This window comes from Bifidobacterium imperatoris (assembly GCF_002860405.1).
GTDB classification, from domain to species: Bacteria; Actinomycetota; Actinomycetes; order Actinomycetales; family Bifidobacteriaceae; genus Bifidobacterium; species Bifidobacterium imperatoris.
Genome location: NZ_NMWV01000011.1, coordinates 188,999 through 212,523 on the forward strand (window position 1 = coordinate 188,999; position 23,525 = coordinate 212,523).

Here is a 23,525-nt window from a genome sequence, read left to right on the forward strand (position 1 = left end):
ATATAAGGTATCAATCCAAGTATTTGTAGGACAAGGGTGCGGAAGGCGAGTAAGTCAAAAGGATATGAGTACTAGTTTGCGTGCGTATCGCCTTCAGCGCTGGTAATCGCTTCGGCGATATTATCTTGGCTGAAGTCATGGTTGCGGTATTCGGGATCATCTACTGGCAAATGTGTGACCAAGGTATCGAATACCTGACTGTAGATTTTGCCGTGGCTGAGCACCGCGTCAAGCACATGGCCCCCGAAGGTATGATCATCGGCAAGGAAATGTTCATGGAATCCGGCTACGGCGGCGCCGTGGAACATCACGGGGGAGAAGTAACCAAGCATGGTGCCCGTCACATCATGGCGTAGGAATATGGCCTGCCGGTCGGCTACCTCAAGCAACGTGGGGTAAGGTGCCTGCTGTTTGATGACAGCACGGGTTTTCATAAAGCTGAACGTGCCGTGCACCTTCACCGAAAAGAACGTATTGGCGCGTCCGTTGGCTTCCACAATGCGTTTGTTCAGCTCTTCGAGGCCGATATCTTCACGCTCGCACTGATATTGGAACGCCGCACGATGCGAATTGGCGAACGGCATCGTGAAATCATTCGGAACCTGCTGTGCAATACCGGACTGTCCGACCTTATAGGCCACACCATCGAGGATGATGAGCTCGCCGTCCAGTCCTTCCCCGGTGCCGATGCCGGTGTCGCCATGTTTGAGCAGCTCACCAATGGTGGTTGTGCCTTCCAGAAGACCAGGCACCAGCAAAGCCAACGTGCCATGCTGATAGAGCACATTGGCACCATGCTCGGTAATCGGATGAATGTTCTTGGCCCGTGATTGTGTCACGATGTTCACCCTAATGCAGTGCTGCTCCGCCCACAATTGCCGATATATAAAAATGGAGGTGACTTCCGTCACGTTCTGCAGCGTTGTAGTGAGTTCTTTATGCTGTGTAAGCGACTTATCAAGAAGAAGGAATTGCTCGATTATTGTGCTCAACGCCAAGGCCGAGGGAAAGCCAATGCGCTTCGGGCTCTGAACTATGCCACTGGTCGAACCGAAAACGGTGGTGAGGCATATGCTCTTGGTGTCATGTTGGATGGCGGACTTGCGCAGCCATCGTTGCAGGAGGAGATTACTTATCCCTTTGATCTTGGGCACCGTGATCGTGTGGATTTTGCATGGCATACGAGGGAAGGGCATTTGATTGTTGCTGAATTAGATGGTCGTGTGAAGTATCGAGATCCCTCGATGTTTCGTGGCGGTGATTTGTCTGCCACGATTATTGCCGAAAAAGAGAGGGAGGAGAGAATTCGCCTCGTTGCTGATGAAGTCGTTCGATTCTCGTTCCGGGAAGCTATGGAGCGGCAGCCGTTAATAAGAAAGCTCATTCATGCAGGGGTGCCTGTGAACGGTGCATTATGAGTGATTGTGGTGCATGATATCTGGTGTGGAACGTGCTCTGCGTAATTTCGACGTTCGAATGTCTCATGGTGAGTTGTGTCGCGCTGATGCTGTTCGGCCGGGTTTTGGTCGGGGCTAGGTGGATGATCGGCCCATTTGGCCGATTTGGTTTGTTTGATTGTGCCAAACGGTGCTGTTTTGCCTGCAGATGTGAGTGCGCATATATAAAGTGCAGGTAAAAGTGATCGTTTTATCCGCCGTAGATGACGGTCCCTCCTTGTCCAGAAATAGCTGCAGGCAAAGCATGCATAATTAGAGCCGTTAGTTGCAGGTAAAAAGAGTCTTTAATCATGATTGCAGGTATTTTATGGTGAGTTGGAGCCAGAAATTGGGTGTAAACCGACATGAAACACCTGCAACATAACTAAGAAAGTACAAAATACCTGCAGCAGGTGGAGGGGCTGTATCCATTTGACTGCTCAAGATGGAGGCAACACGCCCAAGATTCAGAGCCAAGGATTTAGTCCCGCCTCAATGGTTCAATAAACAAGTTGCCTGATTTGGGCTCGCAAATTGGAATTAAAAAAAGCGAGCGCGGGCTGGAGAAAACACCGCAGGGTGTAGACCAGAAGCCGCGCACTGATGTCGGATGACCGCCAGAGGACGTATGTCCAAGGGAGGCCATGCGCGCCGGTGCCCTGAAGAAGCAGGTTGGTAAACAGTACAACGAATATCGCTAGAAAGGGCGGACGGCAATGGCGGGACAGAAAATCCGCATCAGGCTTAAGTCCTATGACCATGAGGTCATCGACCAATCGGCGAAGAAAATCGTCGAAACGGTGACGAACGCGGGCGCAACTGTGGTTGGCCCCGTTCCGCTGCCGACTGAGAAGAACGTTTTTGTTGTTATTCGTTCTCCTCACAAGTACAAGGATTCTCGCGAGCACTTCGAGATGCGCACTCACAAGCGCCTCATTGACATCGTAGACCCGACCCCTAAGGCCGTGGATTCTCTGATGCACATCGATCTGCCTGCAGACGTCAACATCGAGATCAAGCTGTAAAGGGAGGAGGAAGCATTATGTCTAATCGCAAGGCTCTGCTGGGCAAGAAGCTCGGCATGTCCCAGGTGTGGGACGAGAACGGCTTCTTCGTGCCCGTTACTCTCGTCGACGTGTCCACCAACGTGGTGACCGCCGTTAAGACCGAGGAAACCGACGGCTACAAGGCTGTCCAGCTCGGCTACGGCGCCATCGACCCGACCAAGGTGACCAAGCCGCTCGCCGGCCACTTCGCCAAGGCTGGTGTCACCCCTCGTCGTCACCTCGTTGAGGTGCGTACCGACGATGTCGATCAGTTCGAGGCCGGCCAGGAGCTGACCGCCGAAGTGTTCGCTGAGGGTGCAGAAGTCGATGTTACCGGCACCACCAAGGGTAAGGGCTTCGCCGGTACCATCAAGCGTTGGGGCTTCAAGTCCTACCGTCGTTCTCACGGCTCTCACAAGAACGAGCGCCGTCCTGGCTCTGTGGGCGCATGCGCTACCCCGAGCCGCATTCTCAAGGGCAAGCGTATGGCTGGCCGCATGGGTCATGTGACCGCCACCACCCAGAACCTGACTGTTGTCTCCGCCGATGTGGAGAACGGCATTCTCGCCATCAAGGGCGCCATTCCGGGCCCGAAGGGCGGCATCGTTCTCGTCCGTTCGGCAGTGAAGGGAGCCTGATAAACCATGGCAAACGTTACTCTGAACGTCACTGACGCCAAGGGCCAGGCCGCTGGTACCGTTGAAGCTCCTGCTGAGATCTTCGGCGTTTCCGCTGAGGACGTGCAGGCTCACGTCCCGCTGATTCACCAGGTCGTTATCGCTCAGCTCGCTGCTGCTCGCCAGGGCACCCACGCCACCAAGACTCGTGGCATGGTTTCCGGCGGCGGCAAGAAGCCGTGGAAGCAGAAGGGCACCGGTCGTGCTCGCCAGGGCTCCATCCGCGCCCCGCAGTGGTACCACGGCGGCACCGTGTTCGGTCCGCAGCCGCGCGACTACTCTCAGCGCACCCCGAAGAAGATGAAGGCCGCAGCTCTGCGCTACGTGCTTTCCGACCGCGCCAACGCCGGCCGCGTTGCCGTTGTGGACTTCGGCATCACCGATACCCCGTCCACCAAGGCCGCTCTTGCCGCTCTGACCCCGGTCACTTCGGACAAGTTCGCCACGGTTGTGTTCACTCGCGACAACATCAACGAGTGGATGTCCGTGCGTAACATCCCGACCGTTCACCCGATTTTCGTCGATCAGCTCAACACGTACGACGTGGTTACCGCTCAGTACGTGGTCTTCACCAAAGAAGCTTTCGAAGCTTTCGTGGCTGCTAAGACCGAGCCGAAGGAGGCCTGATTTAGATGGTCGCTATTCACAAGCCCGCATACGACGTGATCCTGAAGCCCGTCGTCTCCGAGAAGAGCTACGCCGCTTCCGATCGTGGCCAGTACACCTTCGTGGTGGCCAAGGATGCGAACAAGGTTCAGATCAAGCAGGCAATTGAAGAGATCTTCAAGGTCAAGGTGACGAACGTCAACACCCTCAACCGCGCTGGCAAGAAGCAGCGCACCCGCACTGGTTTCGGCCAGCGTGCTTCCCAGAAGCGCGCCATCGTGACCGTTGCCGAGGGCCAGACGATCGACATCTTTGGCAACTGAAGGCTAGCCGAGAAAAGTTAAAGGAAGAACTACATTATGGCTATCCGCGTTTACAAGCCGACGACTGCAGGCCGCCGCAACGCGTCCGTTTCGGATTTCTCCGATTTGACGCGCTCCACGCCTGAGAAGTCGCTGGTTCGCAAGAAGTCCAAGACCGGCGGTCGTAACTCTTACGGCCGTATCACCTCCCGCCATCGCGGCGGCGGTCACAAGCGCCAGTACCGTCTCATCGACTTCAAGCGTTGGGACAAGGACGGCGTGCCCGCAAAGGTTGCTGAGATCGAATACGATCCGAACCGTTCCGCTCGTATCGCCCTCCTGCACTTTGCAGATGGCGAGAAGCGCTACATCATCGCACCGAAGGGCATCAAGCAGGGCGACGTCATCGAGACCGGTGCCCAGGCTGATATCAAGCCGGGCAACAACCTGCCGCTGGCCAACATCCCGACCGGTACCGTGGTCCACAACATTGAGCTGAAGCCGCTGGGTGGCGCTAAGATCGCCCGCTCCGCTGGTGCTTCCGTGCAGCTCGTCGCTAAGGATGGCGCTTACGCTCAGCTGCGTATGCCGTCCGGCGAAATCCGTAACGTCGATGCTCGCTGCCGTGCAACCGTCGGCGAAGTCGGCAATGAGGATCACGCCAACATTCAGCTCGGCAAGGCTGGCCGCGCTCGTTGGATCGGCCACCGTCCGATTACCCGTGGTGAGTCCATGAACCCGGTTGACCACCCGCACGGCGGTCGTACCCGCGGTGGCAAGCCGCCGGTTTCCCCGTGGGGCAAGGGCGAGGTTCGTACTCGTCGTCCGAAGAAGGCTTCGAACAAGATGATTGTTCGTCGTCGTCCGTCTGGCAAGAACCGCAAGTAAGGGAGTATCGAGAAGATGACTCGTAGCATCAAGAAGGGCCCCTTCGTCGACGCCCACTTGCAGAAGAAAGTCGACGAGCAGAACGAGAAGGGCACCAAGAACGTCATTAAGACTTGGTCTCGTCGTTCGATGATCACCCCTGATTTCATCGGACACACCTTCGCCGTTCATGATGGTCGCAAGCATGTGCCGGTGTTCGTCACCGAAGCCATGGTTGGTCACAAGCTGGGTGAGTTCGCCCCCACGAAGACCTTCAAGGGTCACGTGAAGGACGACAAGAAGGCCCGCCGCTAAAGGATAAGGAATAGAACATGGAAGCTAAAGCAATCGCTCGTCACGTCCGCGTGACGCCGCGCAAGGCTCGCCGCATGGTCGACCTCATCCGCGGCAAGAAGGCGACCGAAGCCGTCACCATTTTGAAGTTCGCCCCCCAGTCTGCAGCCCTGCCGGTTCGCAAGACCCTGGAGAGCGCCATCGCCAACGCTCGCGTGAAGGCCGACAAGGCCGGCGAGCCGTTCCGCGAGAACGACCTGTACATCAAGGAGACCTACGTTGATGAAGGCGTGACCCTCAAGCGCTTCCGCGCTCGTGCTCAGGGCCGTGCAGCTCGCATCAACAAGCGCACCTCCCACATCACGGTCGTCGTGGCTAACAAGGAAGGAGCCCGCTAAAGATGGGTCAGAAGATCAATCCGTTTGGCTACCGTCTGGGCATCACTGAGAACCACCGCTCCAAGTGGTTCTCCGATTCCAACAAGGCCGGCGAGCGCTACCGCGACTTCGTCCTGGAAGATGATCAGATCCGCAAGGAGATGAACAAGGACCTCGAGCGCGCTGGCGTGAGCAAGATCGTGATCGAGCGCACTCGTGACCGCGTTCGCGTGGATATTCACACCGCCCGTCCGGGCATCGTGATTGGCCGCCGTGGTGCCGAAGCTGAGAAGGTTCGCGCCAAGCTCGAGAAGATGACCGGCAAGCAGGTTCAGCTCAACATCTTCGAAGTCAAGAACGCCGCGCTGGATGCCCAGCTCGTCGCTCAGGGCATCGCAGAGCAGCTGACCAACCGCGTCACCTTCCGCCGTGCAATGCGCAAGGCTCAGCAGGACGCCATGCACGCTGGTGCCAAGGGTATCCGCATCAAGCTCTCCGGCCGCCTCGGCGGTGCGGAAATGAGCCGTTCCGAGTTCTACCGCGAGGGCCGCGTTCCGCTGCAGACCCTCCGCGCCCTCATCGATTACGGCTTCTTTGAGGCTCGTACCACCTATGGCCGCATCGGCGTCAAGGTGTGGATCTACAAGGGCGACATGACCGAATCCGAGTTCGAAGAGCAGCAGGCTCAGCAGAACAACCGCCCGGGCCGTCGCGGCGATCGCCGTCCGCGCCGTGGCAACCGTTCTGCCGCCCAGCAGCAGTCCGCAGCCAAGGCTGAGGCTCCTGCAGCCGAGGCCGCTCCTGCAGCAGAAACGAAGGAGTGAGCAAGAATGCTTATCCCCAAGAGGACTAAGTACCGCAAGCAGCACCGCCCCGTGCGTTCTGGCATGTCCAAGGGCGGCAACGAGATCAACTTCGGTGATTTCGGTATCCAGGCTCTTGCCCCGGCTTACGTGACCAACCGCCAGATCGAAGCTGCACGTATCGCCATGACCCGCTACATCAAGCGTGGTGGCCGCGTGTGGATTACGATCTTCCCGGACCGTCCGCTGACCAAGCACGCTCTCGGCGCCCGAATGGGTTCCGGTAAGGGTGCCCCGGAGTTCTGGATTGCGAACATTCGCCCTGGTCGCGTGATGTTCGAAATCGGTGGCGTGTCTGATGACATCGCCAAGGAAGCTCTGCGTCGCGCCATCGACAAGCTCCCGATGAAGTGCCGCATTATCGCACGTGAAGGTGGTGACATCTGATGGCTAACGGTACCGCTGAATACTCCATCAAGAATCTGAACGAGAAGACCAACGCGGAGATCGAAGACTTCCTCAAGAAGTCCAAGGAAGAGCTGTTCAACCTGCGCTTCCAGCACGCGACCGGTCAGCTCGACAACACCGCCCGTCTCAAGGCTGTCAAGCGTGACATTGCTCGCATGTACACTGTGCTTCGTGAGCGTGAGCTTGGCATCAGCCAGGAGCCGGCCGCTACCGAATCCAAGGAGAAGTGATTATGGCTGAAGAGCGTAACTTCCGTAAGGTTCGCCGCGGCTACGTCGTGTCCGACAAGATGGACAAGACGATTACCGTCGAGCTCGAGCAGCGTTCGACCCACCCGCTGTACGGCAAGGTCGTTCGTTCCACCAGCAAGGTCAAGGCCCATGATGAACACAACGACGCCCACATTGGCGACCTCGTGAGTATTATGGAGACTCGGCCTCTGAGCAAGACCAAGCGCTGGCGTCTCGAAAGCATTATCGAGCGCGCTAAGTAAGTAAAGTTCGGCAAGGCTCGCCATTTACCGGGGCGCTACGGGAAACCAAAGTGCCCCGGTAAATGGGGAGAACCAGCTCGGCTAAGGAGAATCAATGATTCAGCAGGAAACGCGGCTTCATGTCGCCGACAACACGGGTGCGAAGGAACTCCTCGCCATCCGAGTGCTCGGCGGATCGAAGCGACGCTATGCCGGCATCGGCGACGTGATCGTCGCCTCCGTCAAGGACGCCATTCCTGGCGGGTCGGTCAAGAAGGGCGATGTGGTGAAGGCTGTCGTCGTCCGTACTGTCAAGGAATCCCGTCGTGCGGACGGTTCCTACATCAAGTTCGACGAGAACGCTGCCGTTATTCTCGGCTCCGGCCGTGAACCGAAGGGCACTCGTATCTTCGGACCGGTTGGTCGTGAACTGCGTGAGCACAAGTTCATGAAGATCGTGTCCCTCGCCCCGGAGGTGATCTGACATGGTAGCCAAGATTAAGAGCGGCGATCTGGTCAAGGTCATCCGCGGCAAGGACCGTGGTAAGGAAGGCACCGTCAAGCAGGTGCTCTCCAACGACCGACTGATCGTTGAAGGCGTTCAGATCGTCAAGAAGCACGTGCGTGCTACCCAGCAGGGTCAGCAGGCTGGCATCGTGGCCACCGAGGCTCCGATCCATCGCTCCAACGTGATGGTCATCGACCCGGAGACCAAGCAGCCTACCCGCGTGGGTGTCACCATCAAGGAAGAAGCGCGTGACGGCAAGGTCAAGACCGTGCGTGTGCGCGTTGCCAAGAAGTCCGGAAAGGAGCTGGCATGACCGATACCACTGTCGAAGCGCCGGCCACCCCGCGCTTGAAGGTCAAGTACAACGAGCAGATCATTCCTGAGCTCGAGAAGGAGTTCAAGTACTCCAACCCGATGCAGGTTGCTCGCGTCCAGAAGGTCGTCGTCTCTATGGGCGTCGGTGCCGCAGCTCGCGACTCCAAGCTCATCGAAGGCGCTGTCAAGGACCTCACCCTGATCACCGGTCAGAAGCCGAAGATCACCAAGGCTAAGAAGTCCGTCGCTCAGTTCCACCTGCGCGAAGGCCAGGCCATTGGCGCATACGTCACCCTGCGTGGCGATCGTATGTGGGAGTTCCTGGATCGTCTGCTGACTCTGGCGCTGCCTCGTATCCGCGACTTCCGCGGCATCAACGGCCACCAGTTCGATGGCCAGGGCAACTACAACTTTGGTCTCACCGAGCAGTCCATGTTCCACGAGATCGATCCTGATTCGATCGATCACGTGCGCGGTATGGACATCACTGTTGTGACCTCCACCAAGGACGACAAGGAAGCCTACGCACTGCTTAAGCACCTCGGCTTCCCCTTCAAGGAGAACTGATATGGCAAAAACCGCTCTTAAGAACAAGGCGGCCGGCAAGCCGAAGTTCAAGGTCCGCGCTTACACGCGCTGCCAGGTCTGCGGTCGTCCCCACTCCGTCTACCGCAAGTTCGGCCTGTGCCGCATCTGCCTTCGTGAGAAGGCTCACCGCGGCGAGCTGCCCGGAGTTACGAAGTCCAGTTGGTAAACATCGACGCTGAAGGTCCGCGGCCCGTTCCGCCCGTAAGGGCGGAACAGCGGCGGAAACCACGGCGAGAAAGGGCATGAAGCCCAAAATGACAATGACAGATCCGATCGCAGACATGCTGACGCGTCTGCGTAACGCGAGCGCGGCCAAGCACGAAACCGTGGATATGCCGTACTCGAAGTTCAAGGCGAACATCGCCGAGATCCTGAAGCGTGAAGGCTACATCAAGGACTTCACCGCCAAGGAAGCCAAGGTCGGCCAGACTCTTGAGGTCACCCTCAAGTACGGTCCGAACGGTGAGCGTTCCATTCAGGGCATCAAGCGCATCTCCAAGCCGGGTCTTCGCCGTTACGCGAAGTCCGACTCCCTGCCGATGCCGCTCGGTGGCCTGGGCATCGCCATCATCTCGACTTCCTCGGGACTGTTGACTCAGAAGGAATGCCTCGACCGAGGCATTGGCGGCGAGATTGTCGCCTTCGTGTGGTGAGAAAGGAGAGCTGAAACATGGCATCGCATATTGGTAAGCTCCCCATCGCCATTCCTGCTGGCGTTGAAGTCAAGATTGAAGGTCAGAACTTCTCGGCCAAGGGCGCCAAGGGTTCTGATTCCTACGTGATTCCGGAAGGCGTCTCCGCTGCTGTCGAAGGCAACGAGATCATCGTTACCCCGGCTGATGACCTGCGTCCGACCCGTGCAAAGCACGGTCTGGCTCGTTCCATCATGGCCAGCATGGTCAAGGGTGTACACGATGGCTACTCCAAGACCCTCGAGATCGTCGGCACCGGTTACCGCGCCGTCGCCAAGGGCCAGGGCATCGAGTTCTTCCTCGGCTACTCCCACACCATCACCGTCAACCCGCCTGAAGGCATCACGCTGAAGGTCACCGACCCCACTCACGTGGTCGTCGAGGGCACCGACAAGCAGGCCGTGGGCCAGGTTGCCGCCAACATCCGCAAGCTGCGCGCTCCGGAACCCTACAAGGGCAAGGGCGTCAAGTACGCCGATGAGCGCATCCTGCGCAAGGCTGGAAAGGCTGGTAAGTGATATGAGCGTTGCAATTCTCGGAAAGGGCAAGAAGGTCGCCCTCAAGCGCCGTCACGCACGTATCCGCAAGCGCATCTCCGGTACCGCCGAGCGTCCGCGCCTGGTGGTCACCCGCTCCAACCGCCACATGGTTGCCCAGGTGGTCGACGATACCAAGGGCATTACCCTGGTGTCCGCCTCCACCCTGCAGGCCGACTTCGCCGGCTTCCAGGGCACCAAGGTTGAGGCTGCCAAGAAGGTCGGCGAGCTGATCGCTGACAAGGCCAAGGCTGCCGGCATCACCGAGGTCGTCTTCGACCGCGGTGGCAACAAGTACACCGGTCGCGTCGCAGCTGTGGCTGAAGGCGCCCGCGAGGGAGGTCTTGCACTGTGAGCGACAACGAAGCAAAGGAAACCCAAGTGGCTGAAGAAACTCAGAACACTGTGGCGACCGAATCCAACAACGAGGACCGCAAGGGTCGTCGTGGCCAGCGCGGTGAAGGCCGTCGTGGCGAGCGTCGTAACCGTCGTGAGGAAAACCGCGGCGACGAACTGCTCGATCGCGTGGTGACCATCAACCGTGTGTCCAAGACCCACAAGGGTGGTCGTACCTTCAGCTTTGCCGCCCTCGTGGTGGTTGGCGATGGTAACGGCACCGTGGGTGTCGGCTACGGCAAGTCCCGTGAAGTCCCGGCCGCCATCGCTAAGGGCCAGCTGGACGCCAAGAAGCACATGTTCTCTGTGCCTCGCGTTCGCGGCACCATCACCCACCCGGTTCAGGGCCACGATGCTGCAGGCACCGTTCTGCTGCGTCCGGCTGCCCCGGGTACCGGCGTAATCGCCGGTGGCTCCGTGCGCGCCGTCATGGAATGCGCCGGCATCACCGACGTGCTGTCCAAGTCTATGGGCTCCGCCACCGCTGTGAACGTTGTTCGCGCTACTGTGGACGCCCTCAAGCAGCTTGAGGAGCCGGAGGAGATCGCCGCTCGTCGTGGCCTCTCCCTCAACGAAGTCGCTCCTGACGCCCTGCTGCGTGCCCGCGCCGAAGGCATTGCCGAGGCTCGCAAGGCTCGTGAAGAGGCTGCTGCCAAGGCTGCCGAAGAGAAGGACGGTGAGTGATTATCATGGCTAAGAACCTGAAGATTACCCTGCACCACGGCCTCGTGAACCGTACCCCGGCTCAGCGTGCTACCGCCAAGACCCTCGGTCTGAACAAGATCGGCAAGACCGTTGTCCGTCCGGACACCCCGGCTAACCGTGGTCTGGTGAACGCCGTGCGTCACCTGGTCACCGTTGAGGAGGTTGACTGATTATGGCAGATAACGAAATCCTGCAGATGCACGACCTGAAGCCTGCTCCGGGCGCCAACAAGGACCGCACCCGCGTGGGCCGCGGTGAAGGCTCCAAGGGCAAGACCGCCGGTCGTGGCGCCAAGGGCCAGACCAAGCGCAATCATGTGCGTCCTGGCTTCGAAGGTGGCCAGCTGCCGCTGTACATGCGCCTGCCGAAGCTCCGTGGCTTCAAGAACCCGTTCAAGGTTGAGGCTCAGGTCATCAACATCGCTAAGCTCGTGGAGATCTTCCCCGAGGGCGGCGACGTGACCGCAGCTGACCTGGCGGCTAAGGGTGCCGTTCGCGGCAACGCCCCGGTCAAGATTCTGGGCGAAGGCGAGACCACCGTTGCTTTCAACCTCAAGGGTGTGAAGGCTTCGGCTTCCGCAAAGTCCAAGATTGAAGCTGCTGGCGGCTCCATCTCCGAGGACTGAGAGTCCTACGGGGAGCTGAAATAGCTCAGTAATAAACCCCCGATCGCCGATTGGTGAGCGGGGGTTTATTTGTATAGTCTGATAACAAATCTCGAGACATCGGTGTTTTAAGTAGGTACGTTAGACTATGCTCGTTCGATAGTTTGTGTATTTCGCGTGCTTTGTCGCACGTTATAGGGGAGGAAACCCAGGTGAGGACACTAATCCAGGCCCTGAAGACCAAGGAACTCAGGAAGAAGATTCTCTTCGTCCTGTTCATCATCATCATTTACCGTATTGGATCGTTCATCCCAACCCCGGGCGTGGATTACAATGTGGTCAACTCCTGCATGTCTAAGATTGGCAGCACGTCCCAAGAGAACTTCATCGGATTGGTGAATCTCTTCTCCGGTGGCGCAATGTTGCAGCTGTCCATCTTTGCTTTGGGTGTGATGCCGTACATCACCGCATCCATTGTTGTGCAGCTGCTTCGCGTGGTTATTCCGCGCTTCGAAGCTTTGCACAAGGAAGGACAGTCCGGCGAGGCCAAGCTCACTCAGTACACGCGTTACCTCACCATCGGTCTGGCTGTGCTGCAGTCCACCACCATTCTGGTTACCGCCCGCTCCGGCGCGCTCTTCAACTACCAGTGCGATCAGGTTATTCCTGACGGTTCCGTGTGGAACCTTGTCGTGATGGTACTTGTTATGACCGGTGGCACGGGCTTCATCATGTGGATGGCAGAGCTCGTGACCGATAAGGGTATCGGTCAGGGTATGTCCATCTTGATCTTTATGTCCATCTGCTCCGGCTTCCTGCCTCAGCTGTGGGAGATTGGTTACGGCACCAACGGCACCGATGGTAATTGGGGTAAGTTCGCCATCGTGGTTTCCGTGCTCGTCGTCATCCTGATCTTCGTCGACTTCGTGGAACTGTGCCAGCGCCGCGTGCCGGTTCAGTACACCCGCCGCATGATTGGTCGCAAGATGTACGGTGGCTCCTCCACCTACCTGCCGCTGAAGATTAACATGTCCGGCGTTATCCCGCCGATCTTCGCATCCTCCATTCTGGCCATCCCGACGCTGATTGCTCAGTTCGGCAAGTCCGACCAGTCTTGGGTCAAGTGGATCAACTCCAACCTGGCAAACACCACTTCCGTGTGGTACATCGCACTGTACGCACTGATGATTGTGTTCTTCTGCTTCTTCTACACCTCGATTACCTTCAACCCGGACGAGACCGCAGACAACATGAAGCAGTACGGTGGCTTTATCCCCGGCATTCGTGCTGGCAACGCCACTAGCCGCTACCTGACCTACGTGATGAACCGTCTCAACACCGTGGGTGCCGTCTACTTGCTGTTCGTGGCACTGATTCCTACCGTGTTGATTATGGCTCTTGGCCTCAACGCCCAGCTGCCGTTCGGCGGTACTACAATCCTGATTATTGCCGGCGTCGGCCTCGATACTCTGCGTCAGGCCAAGGCCCAGACCGAGCAGTTCCAGTACACCGGCTTCCTGCTTGAGAACGTGGATCACGTCGAAGGCAAATAGTCTGTGACGATGACGGCACGATAGGTCAAATAGACCGTCGTGCCGTTTTACGTAACTCATAACCAATAACGAAACACAAAGGAGACCACCATGCGTCTGCTCATCATGGGACCTCAGGGCGTTGGCAAGGGCACTCAGGCCGCTCTGCTCGCCGAGCACTTCAATATCCCGACCATCTCCACTGGCGATATCTTCCGTTACAACATCAAGAACAAGACCGAACTGGGTCTTGAAGCCATGAGCTACACCGACAAGGGCGAGCTGGTTCCGGACTCCCTGACCAATAAGATCGTCAAGGATCGTCTCGCCAAAGAAGATTGCGCCAACGGCTGGATTCTTGACGGCTACCCGCGTAACGCTGCCCAGGTCGAAGCCCTAGACCAGATGCTCGAAGAGCTGGGCACTCCGCTTGATCATGTCGTGGCTCTCGAAGCCGATCGCGAAGTGCTGCTGGAGCGCATGAAGAAGCGTGCCGCCGAGCAGGGCCGCGCCGACGACACGCCGGAGGCCATTGCTAAGCGTCTGGAAACTTACGAGAAGGAAACCGCCCCGCTGCTGGACATCTACAAGTCCCGCGGCCTGCTGGTTCTCGAGAATGGCGTCGGCGAAATCAGTGAAATTAGCCAGCGCATCATTTCCGATTTGAAGTAATCGATACGATTACCATAGAATCTTTTCCGTACCCCTGTGCGACACGCCGAGTGTTGCACAGGGGTACCTCTGTATACGCCCTTGTATATATTTGACATTTGGTGTGTCTTCGTATGCACCCGTAGTAATTCGTCCAACGATAGGAAACCAGAGGCACATGGCAAAAGACGGTGTGATTGAAGTCGAAGGTCAGGTAGTGGAGGCATTGCCGAACGCGATGTTCCGCGTTGAGCTCGAAAACAAGCACATCGTGCTCGCCACTATCTCCGGCAAGATGCGTAAGAACTACATCCGCATTCTGCCTCAGGATCGCGTGGTGCTTGAAATGAGCCCCTACGACCTGAACCGCGGACGCATTACGTACCGCTATAAGTAAAGGTACAAGTAAAGGATAACCATGAAGGTCAGCCCTAGTGTGAAGCGAATCTGCGAAAACTGCCGCGTGATTCGTCGTCACGGCCGCGTCATGGTGATCTGCACCAACCCTCGCCACAAGCAGCGTCAGGGCTGAGAGCAGATTCTCCAGCGGCACAAGTAAATAAGGCACTCACTCACAGTGCTTCCCGAAAGGGAACGACACTGAACCACGGGTACGTAGGCCCGTGCCGGATTACCGGGCGAGCGGGTGCAAGACCTACGGCAACAAGAAGGAATCGCAATGGCACGTCTTGCCGGAGTCGACATCCCCAATGAGAAGCGCATCGAGATCGCCCTCACCTACATTTTCGGTGTGGGTCGCACTCGTGCCAAGGAAACGCTTGCCGCGACCGGTATCAACCCGGACATCCGCGTCAAGGATCTTACCGACGAGCAGCTGATTACGCTGCGTGACTACCTCGAGGCCAACTACAAGATCGAGGGCGATCTGCGTCGTGAAATCGATGCGGACATTCGTCGCAAGATTCAGATCAACTGCTACCAAGGCCAGCGTCACCGTAAGGGACTTCCTGTGCGCGGTCAGCGCACCAAGACCAACGCTCGCACCCGCAAGGGCCCGAAGCGTACGGTCGCCGGAAAGAAGAAGGCCACCAAGTAAGAGTGGCATGATCCGAGCCACGGGATGAATGCCATCCCATCGCCCGGGCACAATCAACAAAGTTCGTTACTAGGAAACGAGGGTCAATGGCAGCTCCAAAGCAAGCCGCTCGTAAGCCTCGTCGTCGCGATCGCAAGTCGGTCCCGGTCGGCCAGGCTCACATCAAGTCCACTTTCAACAACACGATCATTTCCATCACCGATCCGTCCGGCGCTGTGGTGTCCTGGGCCTCCGGTGGCGATGTCGGTTTCAAGGGCTCCCGTAAGTCCACGCCGTACGCTGCTGGTATGGCTGCCGAGTCCGCTGCTCGCAAGGCAATGGAACACGGTGTCAAGAAGGTCGACGTGTTCGTCAAGGGCCCGGGTTCCGGTCGTGAAACCGCTATCCGCTCCCTGCAGTCCGCGGGCCTCGAAGTCGGTTCCATCACCGACGTCACCCCGCAAGCCCACAACGGCGTTCGTCCTCCGAAGCGTCGTCGCGTCTGAGCACTCAGCAATACCAAATCAATCCAAAACCGCTTAACCGGTGAGTGCACCACCGAGTTCAAGCTGAAAGGATAACCACAGTGCTTATTGCACAGCGTCCGACTCTGACCGAGGAATCCCTGAATCCGCAGCGCTCCCGCTTCACCATCGAGCCGCTCGAGCCTGGCTTCGGCTATACGCTCGGCAACTCGCTGCGTCGCACGCTGTTGAGCTCCATCCCTGGTGCGGCTGTGACCTCTGTGCGTATCTCCGGTGCTCTGCATGAGTTCACCACTCTGCCGGGCGTCCAGGAAGACGTCACCGAGATTCTGCTCAACATCAAGGGCATTGTGCTCACCAGCGAATACGACGAGCCTGTGGTCATGTACCTGCGCAAGAGCGGCAAGGGCGAAGCTACCGCCGGGGATATCACCCCGCCGGCCGGCGTCACCATTGCCAATCCGGATCAGCACATCGCTACCCTCGCTGAAGATGGCGAGCTCGAGATTGAGTTCACCGTCGAGCGTGGCCGCGGCTATGTGCCGGCTCAGATGAACAAGCAGGACAATGGTGAAATTGGCCGCATTCCGGTTGATTCCATCTACTCCCCGGTGCTCAAGGTGAGCTACAAGGTCGAGGCCACCCGTGTGGAACAGCGCACGGACTTCGACAAGCTCATTCTGGACGTGGAGACCAAGCCCGCCATCTCCCCGCGTGATGCGGTGGCTTCCGCTGGTTCGACCCTGGTGGAGCTCTTCGGCCTGTGCCGTGAGCTCAACACTCAGGCCGAAGGCGTTGAAGTTGGTCCGGCCCCGGTGGCCGAGGAGACCAACCCTGAGATGGCTGTTCCGATTGAGGACCTCAACTTGACGCAGCGTTCTTACAACTGCCTCAAGCGCGAGGGTATTCACACCATCGGTGAGCTTGTCTCCCACACCGAGCAGGACCTGCTCGACATCCGCAATTTCGGTATGAAGTCGATCGATGAGGTCAAGGAGAAGCTGCAGGCTTTGGGCCTGAGCCTCAAGTCCTCGCCGATGGCCTTCGACACCAATAATCTCGAAGGTGGCACTTTCTTCTCGCCGGAAGACGAGTGATCTGCCTCTTTTGACAAACCGTCCGTAATGGCATGCGGATGTTCGGGCATATGCCCACCTGCATGCCAGGCGGATAATAAGGAGTAAACCCAATGCCTACACCTAAGAAGGGCCCGCGTCTGGCTTCCAGCCCTGCGCACGAGCGCCTCATGCTGGCAAACATGGCGACCAGCCTGTTCCAGAACGGCCGCATCACCACCACTCTGCCGAAGGCCAAGCGTCTTCGCCCGCTGGCTGAGCGTCTGATCACCTTCGCCAAGCGTGGTGATCTGCACTCCCGTCGTCGTGTGATGCGCGTCATCCGCAACAAGTCTGTGGTGCACGTTCTGTTCACCCAGATTGCCGAGCAGATGGAACAGCGTGAAGGTGGCTACACCCGTATCGTCAAGATTGCTCCGCGCGTTGGCGATTCTTCCCCGGCTGCCATCATCGAGCTCGTGACCGAGCCGGTGGCTAAGAAGGCTGTCGTGAAGGAAGCTGAAGCTGCTACCAAGGTTGCTGACGAAGCTCCGGCTGCTGAAGCTGCTGCTACCGAGGCTCCGGCTGAGGAGACCGCTGCTGCTGAGGCTCCGGCCGAGAACGCCGAGTGAGCATCTCGCTGAATTAGCGCTTAGCTAAGCAAAGAGGGTTGGAATCCAAGTGATTCCAACCCTCTTTCGCATATGCGCACATAAAGCTTTGTATTTTTCCACGGTGTGGCAATTTTCCCACGGTGTGGTATTGCAAAACGGCTTTATTCTGCGGTTTATGCTGTTCCGCAAATAAATGGTTTACCACGCCGTGGAGCTTTTGCTGCATGGTGAGCTTACGGCAGTGTGCGCACGGCGCGGATGGCTTCGGCTCGCGTGGCCAACTGGTCATCAGCAGGATAGGCAATGTGTTCCAACGTCAATCCCTGCGGCGCAATCGGACCACTTGATCCCTCGCGCACCGGTTCAGCCATTTTTCCGGCGAACCAATCCAAAGATTTACGGCCGGAGCCAACCTTGACGCATGAACCGACCAAAGAGCGCACCATATTGCGCGCAAAGGCATCGGCCACAATCGTAAATACCAATAAACCAGACTCCAACGAAGGTGTCCGATACGCTTCACCCATCGCCAAACCATCCGGTACCAGTGGAGTAGCCGGCACCCGCCTCCAATATGCGGTTTTCACCTCTCGTATCGTCGTACCTCCAGGATTCGGCGTTGCAAACGAGCCAAAATCATGCAGCCCTATCGTCATTGCTGCAGCTTGATTCATCACATCGATATCCAGCGATTCATCCACGCGCAGTACACAGCCTCGCAACCGCGGATCAACCTCACTTGAGCGATCGGCCACGCGATACACATATGTGCGTTCCAAAGCAGAGAATCGTGCATCAAAACCATCTGGTGCCACGGACACCTGATGAATCACAATGTCAGCAGGCAGTACAGCCTTCAAACGTCGTGCCAAAGCCTCGCAGACCGACACATTCATATGACCCATGCAGCGGGCCAGCACATCATCGCTGACGTCCAAATGCGCCACCTGATGCGAGGCATGCACGCCGGTATCCGTGCGGCCGGCCACCGTGAGGCGCAACGGTTCATCGGCATCATTTACAGGCACTCGCAGTACTTTATGCAACGCGTCTTCAATCGTGCCCTGAACGGTACGAAGTTCGGGCTGGCGAGCCCAGCCGAAGAATCCGCCGCCATCATATGCAAGGTCAATTCGCAGTCGTGTCATAGCCCACCATCTTAACGAGAGTAGCGCCGCAAGTGACCTGCCCGTAACAAACCAGCACATTTGATGAAACGGTGCGGCCCTAGGTTATAACCATCAAACCCAGTCGCGGTGGGTAGGCGTGAGCGCGCGCCAAAGCCGCAACAGCAAGGAGCATGGCACGATGATTGAATCAGCCGCACACAAGCTGGCCCATGAATTGGTGAACCGCCGCGAAGCGATCAACCGTGAGTTGTCTCGAAACGGTGTGCGTTTCGGCATTTACAAGAACAACGAGTATCACGACCGACTGTTTCCTTATGATCCGGTTCCGCGCATCATCGAATCCGATGAATTCGATGAGCTGGAGAAGGGCTTGAAGCAGCGCGTCAATGCGTTGAACGCCTATCTGAAAGACATCTATTCGGACAAATCAATTATCCACGATGGCGTAGTGCCGGAAGAATATGTGTACACTTCGGCTGGTTACTTCCCACAGGTGAACGGCGTCACCCCTCCCGGTGGAATTTTTGCGCATATCGCTGGTGAGGATCTGGTGCAGGGCGAGGACGGCCGCTGGTGGGTGCTTGAAGATAACCTACGCATTCCTTCCGGTGCCAGCTATCCACTGTTCGTGCGCGATATTGAACGCCGTATCTCTCCCCGACTGTTCCGCGATGTGCGTATTCGAGATAATCGTGAATACCCTCGACTGCTGCGCAAAGCTATGGATTTCGTCTCCACTGAAGGCATCGCTGTGGTGTTGACTCCAGGGCGCTACAACTCCGCGTTCTTCGAGCACGCCTATTTGGCGGAGAAAACCGGTGCCGCCCTTGCTTTCCCTGAAGATCTTGAGGTTGTGGACAACAAGGTGTTCTTCCTTGACTACGCTGGCAAGCGTCACCGCGTAGGCGTGGTATATCGCCGTTTGTCCGATGAGTATTTGGATCCGTTCGCTTTCAACCCGGATTCTGTGATTGGTGTGCCAGGAATCCTGTCCGCTTACCGTGCAGGCAATGTGGCCATTGTCAATGCGCCTGGTAATGGTGCTGCGGATGATAAGGCCATCTATTACTTCGTGCCGCAGATGATTAAGTACTACCTCGGTGAGGAGCCTATTCTGCACAATGCGCCCACGTATATGCCGATGTTCGAGGCCGACCGCAAGGAAGTACTCGATCGTATGGGTGAGCTGGTCATTAAGGATGTGGCTGAGGCCGGTGGCTATGGTGTGGTGTTTGGTTCTTCGCTGGACGCCGCCGCACGCGAGGAACTGGCCGATCGTATCAAGGAAGACCCGCGCCGATTCATTGCGCAAGAGGTCATCCAGTTCCGTGATATTGATGTCGTTGACCCACAGACTGGTGAAATGTCGCCGCGCAAGTGCGATCTACGCGCCTTCGTGGTGACCGGTAAGAGCACGCACGTATGGTATTCCGGCCTGACTCGCTACTCGTCTGTGCCCGGCCAGATGATTGTGAACTCGTCTCAAGGCGGCGGCTTCAAGGATACTTGGGTGTTGGCTCCTGAAACCGGCGTGGAACATGAGCTCGGTGCCGAGGTGCAGATTGCGAACCTTCTGAGCCAGTCCCGCCACCATTCACTCTCCTTGGTGACCGCCTCCAAGGCGGACAACCTGTATTGGCTGGGCCGATACACTGAACGTGCCTTCACTACGTTGAACCAGTTCTTCCCGTTCTATGACCGCGTGATGGATACTGATGTGGATGCCTTCCGCCCGTTTGCTCATGCGCTTGATCTGCCTGAAGACTTCGAAGACTTCGACGAGTTCGTCAAGAGTTTCCTTTACGACGGCTCCAATCCTGATTCCGTGCGTTCTGCGGTCACCGCAGCATTCAATAATGCGGTGATTCTGCGCCCGGAGCTGAGCTCTCGTTTGCTGCAGTATGTGGAACTGGCCATGACCAACATCACCGACGCAGCCAAGAAAGCCGCCGATGCGGATGATATTTACAATCAGCGCGACATCGCCGACGACATGCTCGCCTTCTGGGGAGGCATTGAAAACTCGCCGGTCGATCCCACACTGAAGGCGTTCGTATTCATTGGTAAGTACTTGGAGCGTATCGACCTGTATACGCGCTTCGGTCTGTCGATGGAAGAAATGGATGCTCCGCTGAGGAAGCTCGCGTCTTATTCGATGGTGCTAGACGGTATGCCATTGCCGAGCTGCTTCGCAGATGGCTTGAGCTGGCTGGTGGGCCAGCTGCCGGCTCGCGGCTACGATCAGGTAGCTACGCTGCTCAAGAAGTATCTCGATGACTATTCGGGTCGTGTCAGCGCTTTGGCAATCAAGGACATGGGCTCGTTGAGCGCCATGAATATGGACGCCAAGCGCTTCTGACGCGTTGCAATGCTATGGTGAGATGCGGCAGGCTGGGCTACTCATAATAATGGAGCTTTGCGAGCCGCATCCACTGGAATTGCATCACCTATATTGCTGATATCGCAGGAGAAGTTGTGAAAAAACTCGTATTCGACTATGAGATGAAGCTCTCGTTCAGCTCTCCTGTTACCGATCATCGATTCCAACTGCGTTGCATTCCGGCTACCGGCCCTCGCCAGCAGGTGATTGATGTGGAGGTTAAACTCCAGCCTGACGTTGAACTTGATACCACGATTGATTCCTTTGATTCCGTGGTCATGACAGGTTTTATTCCTGAGCCGCATGATGTGTTCAGCTATTCGGTAACTGGTATTGCGTTTGTGGACAACGCGCACATCAAGAAGGAAATCTACAAGCCGCTGTACCGCTTCAATTCCGCCTTGACCATTCCAGGCCCATGCGTGGAAGCGATGATTGATATGTGTGGCAAGCGTCTGGCCAAGCTCCCGGAGGACGCAACTCCAGTGCAGCGCGCCGTTGAAGTGATGGACGAAGTCTATAAGGCCTTCGTGTATACGCCAGGTTCCACGACGATTCGTACCACCGCCGAACAGGCGCTCGCTCAGCGCAAGGGCGTTTGCCAGGATTATGCTCATGTGATGCTCTCGGTATGCCGCCATGTTGGGCTCACCGCCCGATACATTGCCGGCTTGCTTGGTGGAGAAGGCGCCACTCATGCGTGGGTGGAGGTCTATCAGGGCGGGCGTTGGATCGGCTTGGATCCGACTCATAACCGCATGGTTGACGATAACTACATCACCATCGCTCATGGTCGCGATTACCGTGATTGCATGCTCGATATCGGTATCTTCTCTGGATATAACGTCGATCAATCCCAATGGGTCAATGCTTCAGTGCATGAGCAGATTTCGTGATGAGCGACAAACCCGACTTGCCTCGTCGGCAAAGTATGGCATAATAAACAAGTTGCCTTTATGGGCAGCATGGATGAATGTCCGAGCGGTCTAAGGAGCACGCCTCGAAAGCGTGTGAGGTGAAAGCCTCCGCGAGTTCGAATCTCGCTTCATCCGCCTGTAAGGGTTCCGGTTTCCGGGGCCCTTTTTGCGTTTATGAGTTTCGTTGCTCAAACAATGCGGCATCGCTGCTGGGATAGCCGAGCTGCATGGCCGTATAAGCATGCTTGGCCACCAATGCAGCCAGAATCATCGTGGTATCGGTATCAGGCTTCGCTTTGGTACTGGTTACGGCCTCTATCTCGGCGCGGGCGCAATCCATTTCGATAGCTGCCGTGGTAGGTACGTTCTGCTCACTGGCTTTGTCCGCAATGGTGACCGGATTGGCGAGCAGATTTTCGATGGCATACACCTTTTGACGAGGATCGGTATGCGCTGAGGAGTGCATGGTGTCAGCTAAAGATACCAATTGCTGGGCTGCGGTTTTGTGCATATCGCTCAACGGCAAGGTTGCTCCAGCGGTTGTTCCGCGCGCGGCAAGAACTTCGATAGCGAAGCCGGCACGGTCTTCAGCAAGAGCCATAGCATCTAGTGCCGATGCACTGATGGAAGCAGTGGTGACACCATCAAGTCGAGCAGGAGTCACCTCAGGAGCAGACTGGCCATACTTATCCGCCAATAGAGCAACTACCATCTTGGATTGTGCGTTGCGCAAAGCGCCTTCGGCAAAGCGGTCCGTGCAGTGGCCGGCAACATCAATCCAAGCCAATGGCGCGGCAAGCTCGGTGACGTAATACTGCAGTTGTGGCGTACCTTGAGACAGCGTATTACCGGCGCGTGCCGTGGTCAGAGCTTTTTCGCAGGGACTGAGCTGCTGTTCGGCTTCGGCTCGCCCAGCCAGACGAGGCATAGAGCATGCGGATAATGCGCACAGCATGGCACCGGTGCATAGTGCGGCCACTAGTCGTTCGCCGTGGCGTTGGGCATAACATATGACAGATGATAGAGCACTCCCGATGTGTGGGTCTTCACTCCTGCGAAAGGCGGTGCAGGGCGATGCCGAATCGGAACTAGGGGAGTGTGTCTGCATGGAAAACTAGACTAATAGCAAACTGTGACCATTCAAGGCCATGCGCCACATAACTTCATAGGAGGTACGGATCGATGGAACTGGACCTGACAGGAATGCACAAGCTCGCAGCCGAGCAAGGAATCGAACCGGAGACTCTTGATGAGGCGCTGGCTGAAGCTCTTCGCCTCGCCTACCTCAAGACCCCGCACGCGGCCAAGCATGCGCGCGTGGAGCTGGACGAGCGTTCCGGTAGCTTCACCGTGTGGGCCGCCGACGAGATTCCGGTGGAACCCACTGAAGAAGACCCGTACCCTGCTCCGAAGCTGGGTGAAGAATATGACGACACCCCGCATGATTTCGGCCGTCTTGCCGCTGCCACCGCGCGTCAGGTCATCACCCAGCTGTTCCGTAAGGCAGAAGATGAAAAGATCTTCGGTGCATTCTCCGGTCAGAAGGGCAAGCTGATTACCGGTATTGTGCAGCAGGATGTTTCCGATTCCTCTAACGTGCATGTGGCTATGGGCGATGTTGAAGCCTTGCTGCCTCGCCGCGAACAGGTGCCGGGTGAGCGTTACCGCCACGGCGAGCGTATTCGCGTATATGTGGTGAACGTGGCTCGTGGTATTCGCGGCCCGGAAATCGTGGTATCTCGCTCTCATCCGGAGCTGGTACGTAAGCTATTCGAGCGTGAGGTGCCGGAACTGGTTTCCGGTGCTGTGTCCATCATGGCCATTGCTCGTGAGGCTGGCGCTCGCACCAAGATTGCCGTCAAGGCCAACACCGAGGGCGTGAACCCGAAGGGTGCACTGATTGGGCCCGGTGGTTCCCGCGTGCGTGCGGTGATGGAAAACCTTGGCCCGGAGAAGATTGATATTGTTGACTACTCCGATGATCCGGCCAAGTTCGTGGCCGCTGCGCTTTCCCCGGCTGTGGCAACCGGCGT

Annotated in this window: 36 protein-coding genes and 1 tRNA gene; 34 read left to right on the forward strand and 3 right to left on the reverse strand. The window is 57.3% G+C overall.

Annotated features, from left to right (window positions below):
• Window positions 1–71: 71 nt before the first annotated feature.
• Window positions 72–839, reverse strand: a complete 768-nt coding sequence (gene budA, locus Tam1G_RS05040; protein WP_101625698.1) for an acetolactate decarboxylase — start codon at window positions 837–839, stop codon at window positions 72–74.
• Between the two features lie 18 nt (window positions 840–857).
• Here budA and Tam1G_RS05045 point away from each other — a divergent pair, with 18 nt between their 5' ends.
• From Tam1G_RS05045 to rplQ, 30 genes are all read left to right on the forward strand, one after another.
• Window positions 858–1,418, forward strand: coding sequence for a hypothetical protein (locus Tam1G_RS05045; RefSeq protein ID WP_165781909.1), 561 nt, complete (start codon window positions 858–860; stop codon window positions 1,416–1,418).
• Between the two features lie 734 nt (window positions 1,419–2,152).
• The gene (gene rpsJ, locus Tam1G_RS05050; RefSeq protein WP_003808013.1) at window positions 2,153–2,461 is read left to right on the forward strand and encodes a 30S ribosomal protein S10; all 309 of its coding nucleotides are present in this window, start codon (window positions 2,153–2,155) and stop codon (window positions 2,459–2,461) included.
• A 17-nt stretch (window positions 2,462–2,478) separates the two neighbouring features.
• On the forward strand, window positions 2,479–3,120 hold the full coding sequence (rplC, locus tag Tam1G_RS05055; protein ID WP_033890520.1) for a 50S ribosomal protein L3: 642 nt from the start codon (window positions 2,479–2,481) through the stop codon (window positions 3,118–3,120).
• A 6-nt stretch (window positions 3,121–3,126) separates the two neighbouring features.
• A complete protein-coding gene (rplD, locus tag Tam1G_RS05060) occupies window positions 3,127–3,786 on the forward strand; it encodes a 50S ribosomal protein L4 (RefSeq protein ID WP_033890519.1) in 660 nt (219 codons plus the stop codon).
• A gap of 5 nt (window positions 3,787–3,791) precedes the next feature.
• On the forward strand, window positions 3,792–4,088 hold the full coding sequence (gene rplW, locus Tam1G_RS05065; RefSeq protein WP_033890518.1) for a 50S ribosomal protein L23: 297 nt from the start codon (window positions 3,792–3,794) through the stop codon (window positions 4,086–4,088).
• Window positions 4,089–4,124: 36 nt separating this feature from the next.
• Window positions 4,125–4,955 (forward strand): 50S ribosomal protein L2, encoded by an 831-nt coding sequence (gene rplB, locus Tam1G_RS05070; RefSeq protein ID WP_033890516.1) that lies wholly within the window; start codon window positions 4,125–4,127, stop codon window positions 4,953–4,955.
• 15 nt (window positions 4,956–4,970) lie between these two features.
• Window positions 4,971–5,249 carry a 30S ribosomal protein S19 gene (rpsS, locus tag Tam1G_RS05075; RefSeq protein WP_003814508.1) on the forward strand — a complete coding sequence of 93 codons (279 nt, stop codon included), beginning with the start codon at window positions 4,971–4,973 and terminating at the stop codon, window positions 5,247–5,249.
• A 17-nt stretch (window positions 5,250–5,266) separates the two neighbouring features.
• Window positions 5,267–5,626, forward strand: a complete 360-nt coding sequence (gene rplV / locus Tam1G_RS05080; protein ID WP_100493466.1) for a 50S ribosomal protein L22 — start codon at window positions 5,267–5,269, stop codon at window positions 5,624–5,626.
• A gap of 2 nt (window positions 5,627–5,628) precedes the next feature.
• A complete protein-coding gene (gene rpsC / locus Tam1G_RS05085) occupies window positions 5,629–6,429 on the forward strand; it encodes a 30S ribosomal protein S3 (protein WP_033890513.1) in 801 nt (266 codons plus the stop codon).
• A gap of 6 nt (window positions 6,430–6,435) precedes the next feature.
• Entirely contained in the window at window positions 6,436–6,855 is a 420-nt protein-coding gene (rplP, locus tag Tam1G_RS05090) for a 50S ribosomal protein L16 (protein WP_033890511.1), read from the forward strand.
• The gene (gene rpmC / locus Tam1G_RS05095) at window positions 6,855–7,106 is read left to right on the forward strand and encodes a 50S ribosomal protein L29 (RefSeq protein ID WP_033890510.1); all 252 of its coding nucleotides are present in this window, start codon (window positions 6,855–6,857) and stop codon (window positions 7,104–7,106) included. The genes rplP and rpmC overlap by 1 nt, the downstream gene beginning before the upstream one ends.
• A 2-nt stretch (window positions 7,107–7,108) precedes the next feature.
• Window positions 7,109–7,369, forward strand: coding sequence for a 30S ribosomal protein S17 (gene rpsQ / locus Tam1G_RS05100; RefSeq protein WP_007055338.1), 261 nt, complete (start codon window positions 7,109–7,111; stop codon window positions 7,367–7,369).
• Window positions 7,370–7,463: 94 nt separating this feature from the next.
• Window positions 7,464–7,832 (forward strand): 50S ribosomal protein L14, encoded by a 369-nt coding sequence (gene rplN / locus Tam1G_RS05105; protein WP_003829893.1) that lies wholly within the window; start codon window positions 7,464–7,466, stop codon window positions 7,830–7,832.
• A 1-nt stretch (window position 7,833) separates the two neighbouring features.
• Entirely contained in the window at window positions 7,834–8,169 is a 336-nt protein-coding gene (gene rplX / locus Tam1G_RS05110; protein WP_033890508.1) for a 50S ribosomal protein L24, read from the forward strand.
• Window positions 8,166–8,738 (forward strand): 50S ribosomal protein L5, encoded by a 573-nt coding sequence (rplE, locus tag Tam1G_RS05115; RefSeq protein ID WP_007053039.1) that lies wholly within the window; start codon window positions 8,166–8,168, stop codon window positions 8,736–8,738. The genes rplX and rplE overlap by 4 nt, the downstream gene beginning before the upstream one ends.
• A 1-nt stretch (window position 8,739) precedes the next feature.
• Window positions 8,740–8,925 (forward strand): type Z 30S ribosomal protein S14, encoded by a 186-nt coding sequence (locus Tam1G_RS05120; RefSeq protein WP_003814530.1) that lies wholly within the window; start codon window positions 8,740–8,742, stop codon window positions 8,923–8,925.
• Window positions 8,926–9,013: 88 nt separating this feature from the next.
• On the forward strand, window positions 9,014–9,412 hold the full coding sequence (rpsH, locus tag Tam1G_RS05130) for a 30S ribosomal protein S8 (RefSeq protein ID WP_003829896.1): 399 nt from the start codon (window positions 9,014–9,016) through the stop codon (window positions 9,410–9,412).
• 17 nt (window positions 9,413–9,429) lie between these two features.
• On the forward strand, window positions 9,430–9,969 hold the full coding sequence (gene rplF, locus Tam1G_RS05135) for a 50S ribosomal protein L6 (RefSeq protein ID WP_033890506.1): 540 nt from the start codon (window positions 9,430–9,432) through the stop codon (window positions 9,967–9,969).
• A 1-nt stretch (window position 9,970) separates the two neighbouring features.
• On the forward strand, window positions 9,971–10,342 hold the full coding sequence (gene rplR / locus Tam1G_RS05140) for a 50S ribosomal protein L18 (RefSeq protein WP_033890505.1): 372 nt from the start codon (window positions 9,971–9,973) through the stop codon (window positions 10,340–10,342).
• Window positions 10,339–11,067 carry a 30S ribosomal protein S5 gene (gene rpsE / locus Tam1G_RS05145; RefSeq protein WP_034534734.1) on the forward strand — a complete coding sequence of 243 codons (729 nt, stop codon included), beginning with the start codon at window positions 10,339–10,341 and terminating at the stop codon, window positions 11,065–11,067. The genes rplR and rpsE overlap by 4 nt, the downstream gene beginning before the upstream one ends.
• Window positions 11,068–11,072: 5 nt before the next feature.
• Window positions 11,073–11,258, forward strand: coding sequence for a 50S ribosomal protein L30 (rpmD, locus tag Tam1G_RS05150; RefSeq protein WP_033890761.1), 186 nt, complete (start codon window positions 11,073–11,075; stop codon window positions 11,256–11,258).
• A gap of 2 nt (window positions 11,259–11,260) precedes the next feature.
• Window positions 11,261–11,713: a 50S ribosomal protein L15 gene (gene rplO / locus Tam1G_RS05155; RefSeq protein WP_034534735.1), complete on the forward strand. Its 453-nt coding sequence runs from the start codon at window positions 11,261–11,263 to the stop codon at window positions 11,711–11,713.
• A gap of 191 nt (window positions 11,714–11,904) precedes the next feature.
• Window positions 11,905–13,245 carry a preprotein translocase subunit SecY gene (gene secY / locus Tam1G_RS05160; protein WP_033890504.1) on the forward strand — a complete coding sequence of 447 codons (1,341 nt, stop codon included), beginning with the start codon at window positions 11,905–11,907 and terminating at the stop codon, window positions 13,243–13,245.
• Window positions 13,246–13,335: 90 nt separating this feature from the next.
• The gene (locus Tam1G_RS05165) at window positions 13,336–13,896 is read left to right on the forward strand and encodes an adenylate kinase (protein ID WP_033890502.1); all 561 of its coding nucleotides are present in this window, start codon (window positions 13,336–13,338) and stop codon (window positions 13,894–13,896) included.
• A gap of 157 nt (window positions 13,897–14,053) precedes the next feature.
• The gene (gene infA / locus Tam1G_RS05170; RefSeq protein WP_003808114.1) at window positions 14,054–14,272 is read left to right on the forward strand and encodes a translation initiation factor IF-1; all 219 of its coding nucleotides are present in this window, start codon (window positions 14,054–14,056) and stop codon (window positions 14,270–14,272) included.
• 21 nt (window positions 14,273–14,293) lie between these two features.
• The gene (gene rpmJ, locus Tam1G_RS05175; RefSeq protein ID WP_003814578.1) at window positions 14,294–14,407 is read left to right on the forward strand and encodes a 50S ribosomal protein L36; all 114 of its coding nucleotides are present in this window, start codon (window positions 14,294–14,296) and stop codon (window positions 14,405–14,407) included.
• 147 nt (window positions 14,408–14,554) lie between these two features.
• Window positions 14,555–14,932: a 30S ribosomal protein S13 gene (gene rpsM, locus Tam1G_RS05180; protein WP_014484255.1), complete on the forward strand. Its 378-nt coding sequence runs from the start codon at window positions 14,555–14,557 to the stop codon at window positions 14,930–14,932.
• Between the two features lie 86 nt (window positions 14,933–15,018).
• Window positions 15,019–15,417 carry a 30S ribosomal protein S11 gene (gene rpsK, locus Tam1G_RS05185; protein WP_003829907.1) on the forward strand — a complete coding sequence of 133 codons (399 nt, stop codon included), beginning with the start codon at window positions 15,019–15,021 and terminating at the stop codon, window positions 15,415–15,417.
• Between the two features lie 80 nt (window positions 15,418–15,497).
• Window positions 15,498–16,493 carry a DNA-directed RNA polymerase subunit alpha gene (locus tag Tam1G_RS05190; RefSeq protein WP_033890500.1) on the forward strand — a complete coding sequence of 332 codons (996 nt, stop codon included), beginning with the start codon at window positions 15,498–15,500 and terminating at the stop codon, window positions 16,491–16,493.
• Window positions 16,494–16,585: 92 nt separating this feature from the next.
• Complete coding sequence (gene rplQ, locus Tam1G_RS05195; RefSeq protein ID WP_033890498.1) at window positions 16,586–17,083, forward strand: 50S ribosomal protein L17; 498 nt, start codon at window positions 16,586–16,588, stop codon at window positions 17,081–17,083.
• A gap of 215 nt (window positions 17,084–17,298) precedes the next feature.
• Here the strand turns inward: rplQ and truA are convergent, their stop codons facing one another.
• The gene (gene truA / locus Tam1G_RS05200; RefSeq protein WP_101625683.1) at window positions 17,299–18,213 is read right to left on the reverse strand and encodes a tRNA pseudouridine(38-40) synthase TruA; all 915 of its coding nucleotides are present in this window, start codon (window positions 18,211–18,213) and stop codon (window positions 17,299–17,301) included.
• A gap of 160 nt (window positions 18,214–18,373) precedes the next feature.
• Here truA and Tam1G_RS05205 point away from each other — a divergent pair, with 160 nt between their 5' ends.
• The 3 genes from Tam1G_RS05205 to Tam1G_RS05215 all read left to right on the forward strand — a co-directional run bounded on the left by Tam1G_RS05205 (window position 18,374) and on the right by Tam1G_RS05215 (window position 21,627).
• Window positions 18,374–20,554: a circularly permuted type 2 ATP-grasp protein gene (locus Tam1G_RS05205; protein ID WP_101625684.1), complete on the forward strand. Its 2,181-nt coding sequence runs from the start codon at window positions 18,374–18,376 to the stop codon at window positions 20,552–20,554.
• A 116-nt stretch (window positions 20,555–20,670) separates the two neighbouring features.
• Window positions 20,671–21,471, forward strand: coding sequence for a transglutaminase family protein (locus tag Tam1G_RS05210; protein WP_101625685.1), 801 nt, complete (start codon window positions 20,671–20,673; stop codon window positions 21,469–21,471).
• 71 nt (window positions 21,472–21,542) lie between these two features.
• Window positions 21,543–21,627 (forward strand) — tRNA-Ser (locus tag Tam1G_RS05215).
• A 37-nt stretch (window positions 21,628–21,664) separates the two neighbouring features.
• Here the strand turns inward: Tam1G_RS05215 and Tam1G_RS05220 are convergent.
• The gene (locus Tam1G_RS05220; protein ID WP_101625700.1) at window positions 21,665–22,420 is read right to left on the reverse strand and encodes a hypothetical protein; all 756 of its coding nucleotides are present in this window, start codon (window positions 22,418–22,420) and stop codon (window positions 21,665–21,667) included.
• A 254-nt stretch (window positions 22,421–22,674) separates the two neighbouring features.
• Between Tam1G_RS05220 and nusA the strand changes: the two genes are divergently transcribed.
• On the forward strand, window positions 22,675–23,525 hold an 851-nt coding region (gene nusA, locus Tam1G_RS05225; protein ID WP_101625686.1), incomplete at its 3' end, for a transcription termination factor NusA.

What these genes read in the sequence shown, in the direction of transcription:
- rplQ (WP_033890498.1), top strand. Translation starts at nt 16,586, where the DNA reads ATGCCTACACCTAAGAAGGGCCCGCGTCTGGCTTCCAGCCCTGCGCAC.
- rplX (WP_033890508.1), top strand. Translation starts at nt 7,834, where the DNA reads ATGGTAGCCAAGATTAAGAGCGGCGATCTGGTCAAGGTCATCCGCGGC.
- rplR (WP_033890505.1), top strand. Translation starts at nt 9,971, where the DNA reads ATGAGCGTTGCAATTCTCGGAAAGGGCAAGAAGGTCGCCCTCAAGCGC.
- rpmC (WP_033890510.1), top strand. Translation starts at nt 6,855, where the DNA reads ATGGCTAACGGTACCGCTGAATACTCCATCAAGAATCTGAACGAGAAG.
- rplP (WP_033890511.1), top strand. Translation starts at nt 6,436, where the DNA reads ATGCTTATCCCCAAGAGGACTAAGTACCGCAAGCAGCACCGCCCCGTG.
- rpsH (WP_003829896.1), top strand. Translation starts at nt 9,014, where the DNA reads ATGACAATGACAGATCCGATCGCAGACATGCTGACGCGTCTGCGTAAC.
- rpsS (WP_003814508.1), top strand. Translation starts at nt 4,971, where the DNA reads ATGACTCGTAGCATCAAGAAGGGCCCCTTCGTCGACGCCCACTTGCAG.
- rpmD (WP_033890761.1), top strand. Translation starts at nt 11,073, where the DNA reads ATGGCTAAGAACCTGAAGATTACCCTGCACCACGGCCTCGTGAACCGT.
- rplC (WP_033890520.1), top strand. Translation starts at nt 2,479, where the DNA reads ATGTCTAATCGCAAGGCTCTGCTGGGCAAGAAGCTCGGCATGTCCCAG.
- rplB (WP_033890516.1), top strand. Translation starts at nt 4,125, where the DNA reads ATGGCTATCCGCGTTTACAAGCCGACGACTGCAGGCCGCCGCAACGCG.
- infA (WP_003808114.1), top strand. Translation starts at nt 14,054, where the DNA reads ATGGCAAAAGACGGTGTGATTGAAGTCGAAGGTCAGGTAGTGGAGGCA.
- Tam1G_RS05205 (WP_101625684.1), top strand. Translation starts at nt 18,374, where the DNA reads ATGATTGAATCAGCCGCACACAAGCTGGCCCATGAATTGGTGAACCGC.
- rplF (WP_033890506.1), top strand. Translation starts at nt 9,430, where the DNA reads ATGGCATCGCATATTGGTAAGCTCCCCATCGCCATTCCTGCTGGCGTT.
- Tam1G_RS05120 (WP_003814530.1), top strand. Translation starts at nt 8,740, where the DNA reads ATGGCAAAAACCGCTCTTAAGAACAAGGCGGCCGGCAAGCCGAAGTTC.
- rpsQ (WP_007055338.1), top strand. Translation starts at nt 7,109, where the DNA reads ATGGCTGAAGAGCGTAACTTCCGTAAGGTTCGCCGCGGCTACGTCGTG.
- rpmJ (WP_003814578.1), top strand. Translation starts at nt 14,294, where the DNA reads ATGAAGGTCAGCCCTAGTGTGAAGCGAATCTGCGAAAACTGCCGCGTG.
- rplN (WP_003829893.1), top strand. Translation starts at nt 7,464, where the DNA reads ATGATTCAGCAGGAAACGCGGCTTCATGTCGCCGACAACACGGGTGCG.
- rplE (WP_007053039.1), top strand. Translation starts at nt 8,166, where the DNA reads ATGACCGATACCACTGTCGAAGCGCCGGCCACCCCGCGCTTGAAGGTC.
- rplO (WP_034534735.1), top strand. Translation starts at nt 11,261, where the DNA reads ATGGCAGATAACGAAATCCTGCAGATGCACGACCTGAAGCCTGCTCCG.
- rpsM (WP_014484255.1), top strand. Translation starts at nt 14,555, where the DNA reads ATGGCACGTCTTGCCGGAGTCGACATCCCCAATGAGAAGCGCATCGAG.
- truA (WP_101625683.1), bottom strand. Translation starts at nt 18,213, where the DNA reads ATGACACGACTGCGAATTGACCTTGCATATGATGGCGGCGGATTCTTC.
- rpsC (WP_033890513.1), top strand. Translation starts at nt 5,629, where the DNA reads ATGGGTCAGAAGATCAATCCGTTTGGCTACCGTCTGGGCATCACTGAG.
- rpsK (WP_003829907.1), top strand. Translation starts at nt 15,019, where the DNA reads ATGGCAGCTCCAAAGCAAGCCGCTCGTAAGCCTCGTCGTCGCGATCGC.
- rplW (WP_033890518.1), top strand. Translation starts at nt 3,792, where the DNA reads ATGGTCGCTATTCACAAGCCCGCATACGACGTGATCCTGAAGCCCGTC.
- rplD (WP_033890519.1), top strand. Translation starts at nt 3,127, where the DNA reads ATGGCAAACGTTACTCTGAACGTCACTGACGCCAAGGGCCAGGCCGCT.
- Tam1G_RS05220 (WP_101625700.1), bottom strand. Translation starts at nt 22,420, where the DNA reads ATGCCTCGTCTGGCTGGGCGAGCCGAAGCCGAACAGCAGCTCAGTCCC.
- rpsJ (WP_003808013.1), top strand. Translation starts at nt 2,153, where the DNA reads ATGGCGGGACAGAAAATCCGCATCAGGCTTAAGTCCTATGACCATGAG.
- rplV (WP_100493466.1), top strand. Translation starts at nt 5,267, where the DNA reads ATGGAAGCTAAAGCAATCGCTCGTCACGTCCGCGTGACGCCGCGCAAG.
- Tam1G_RS05165 (WP_033890502.1), top strand. Translation starts at nt 13,336, where the DNA reads ATGCGTCTGCTCATCATGGGACCTCAGGGCGTTGGCAAGGGCACTCAG.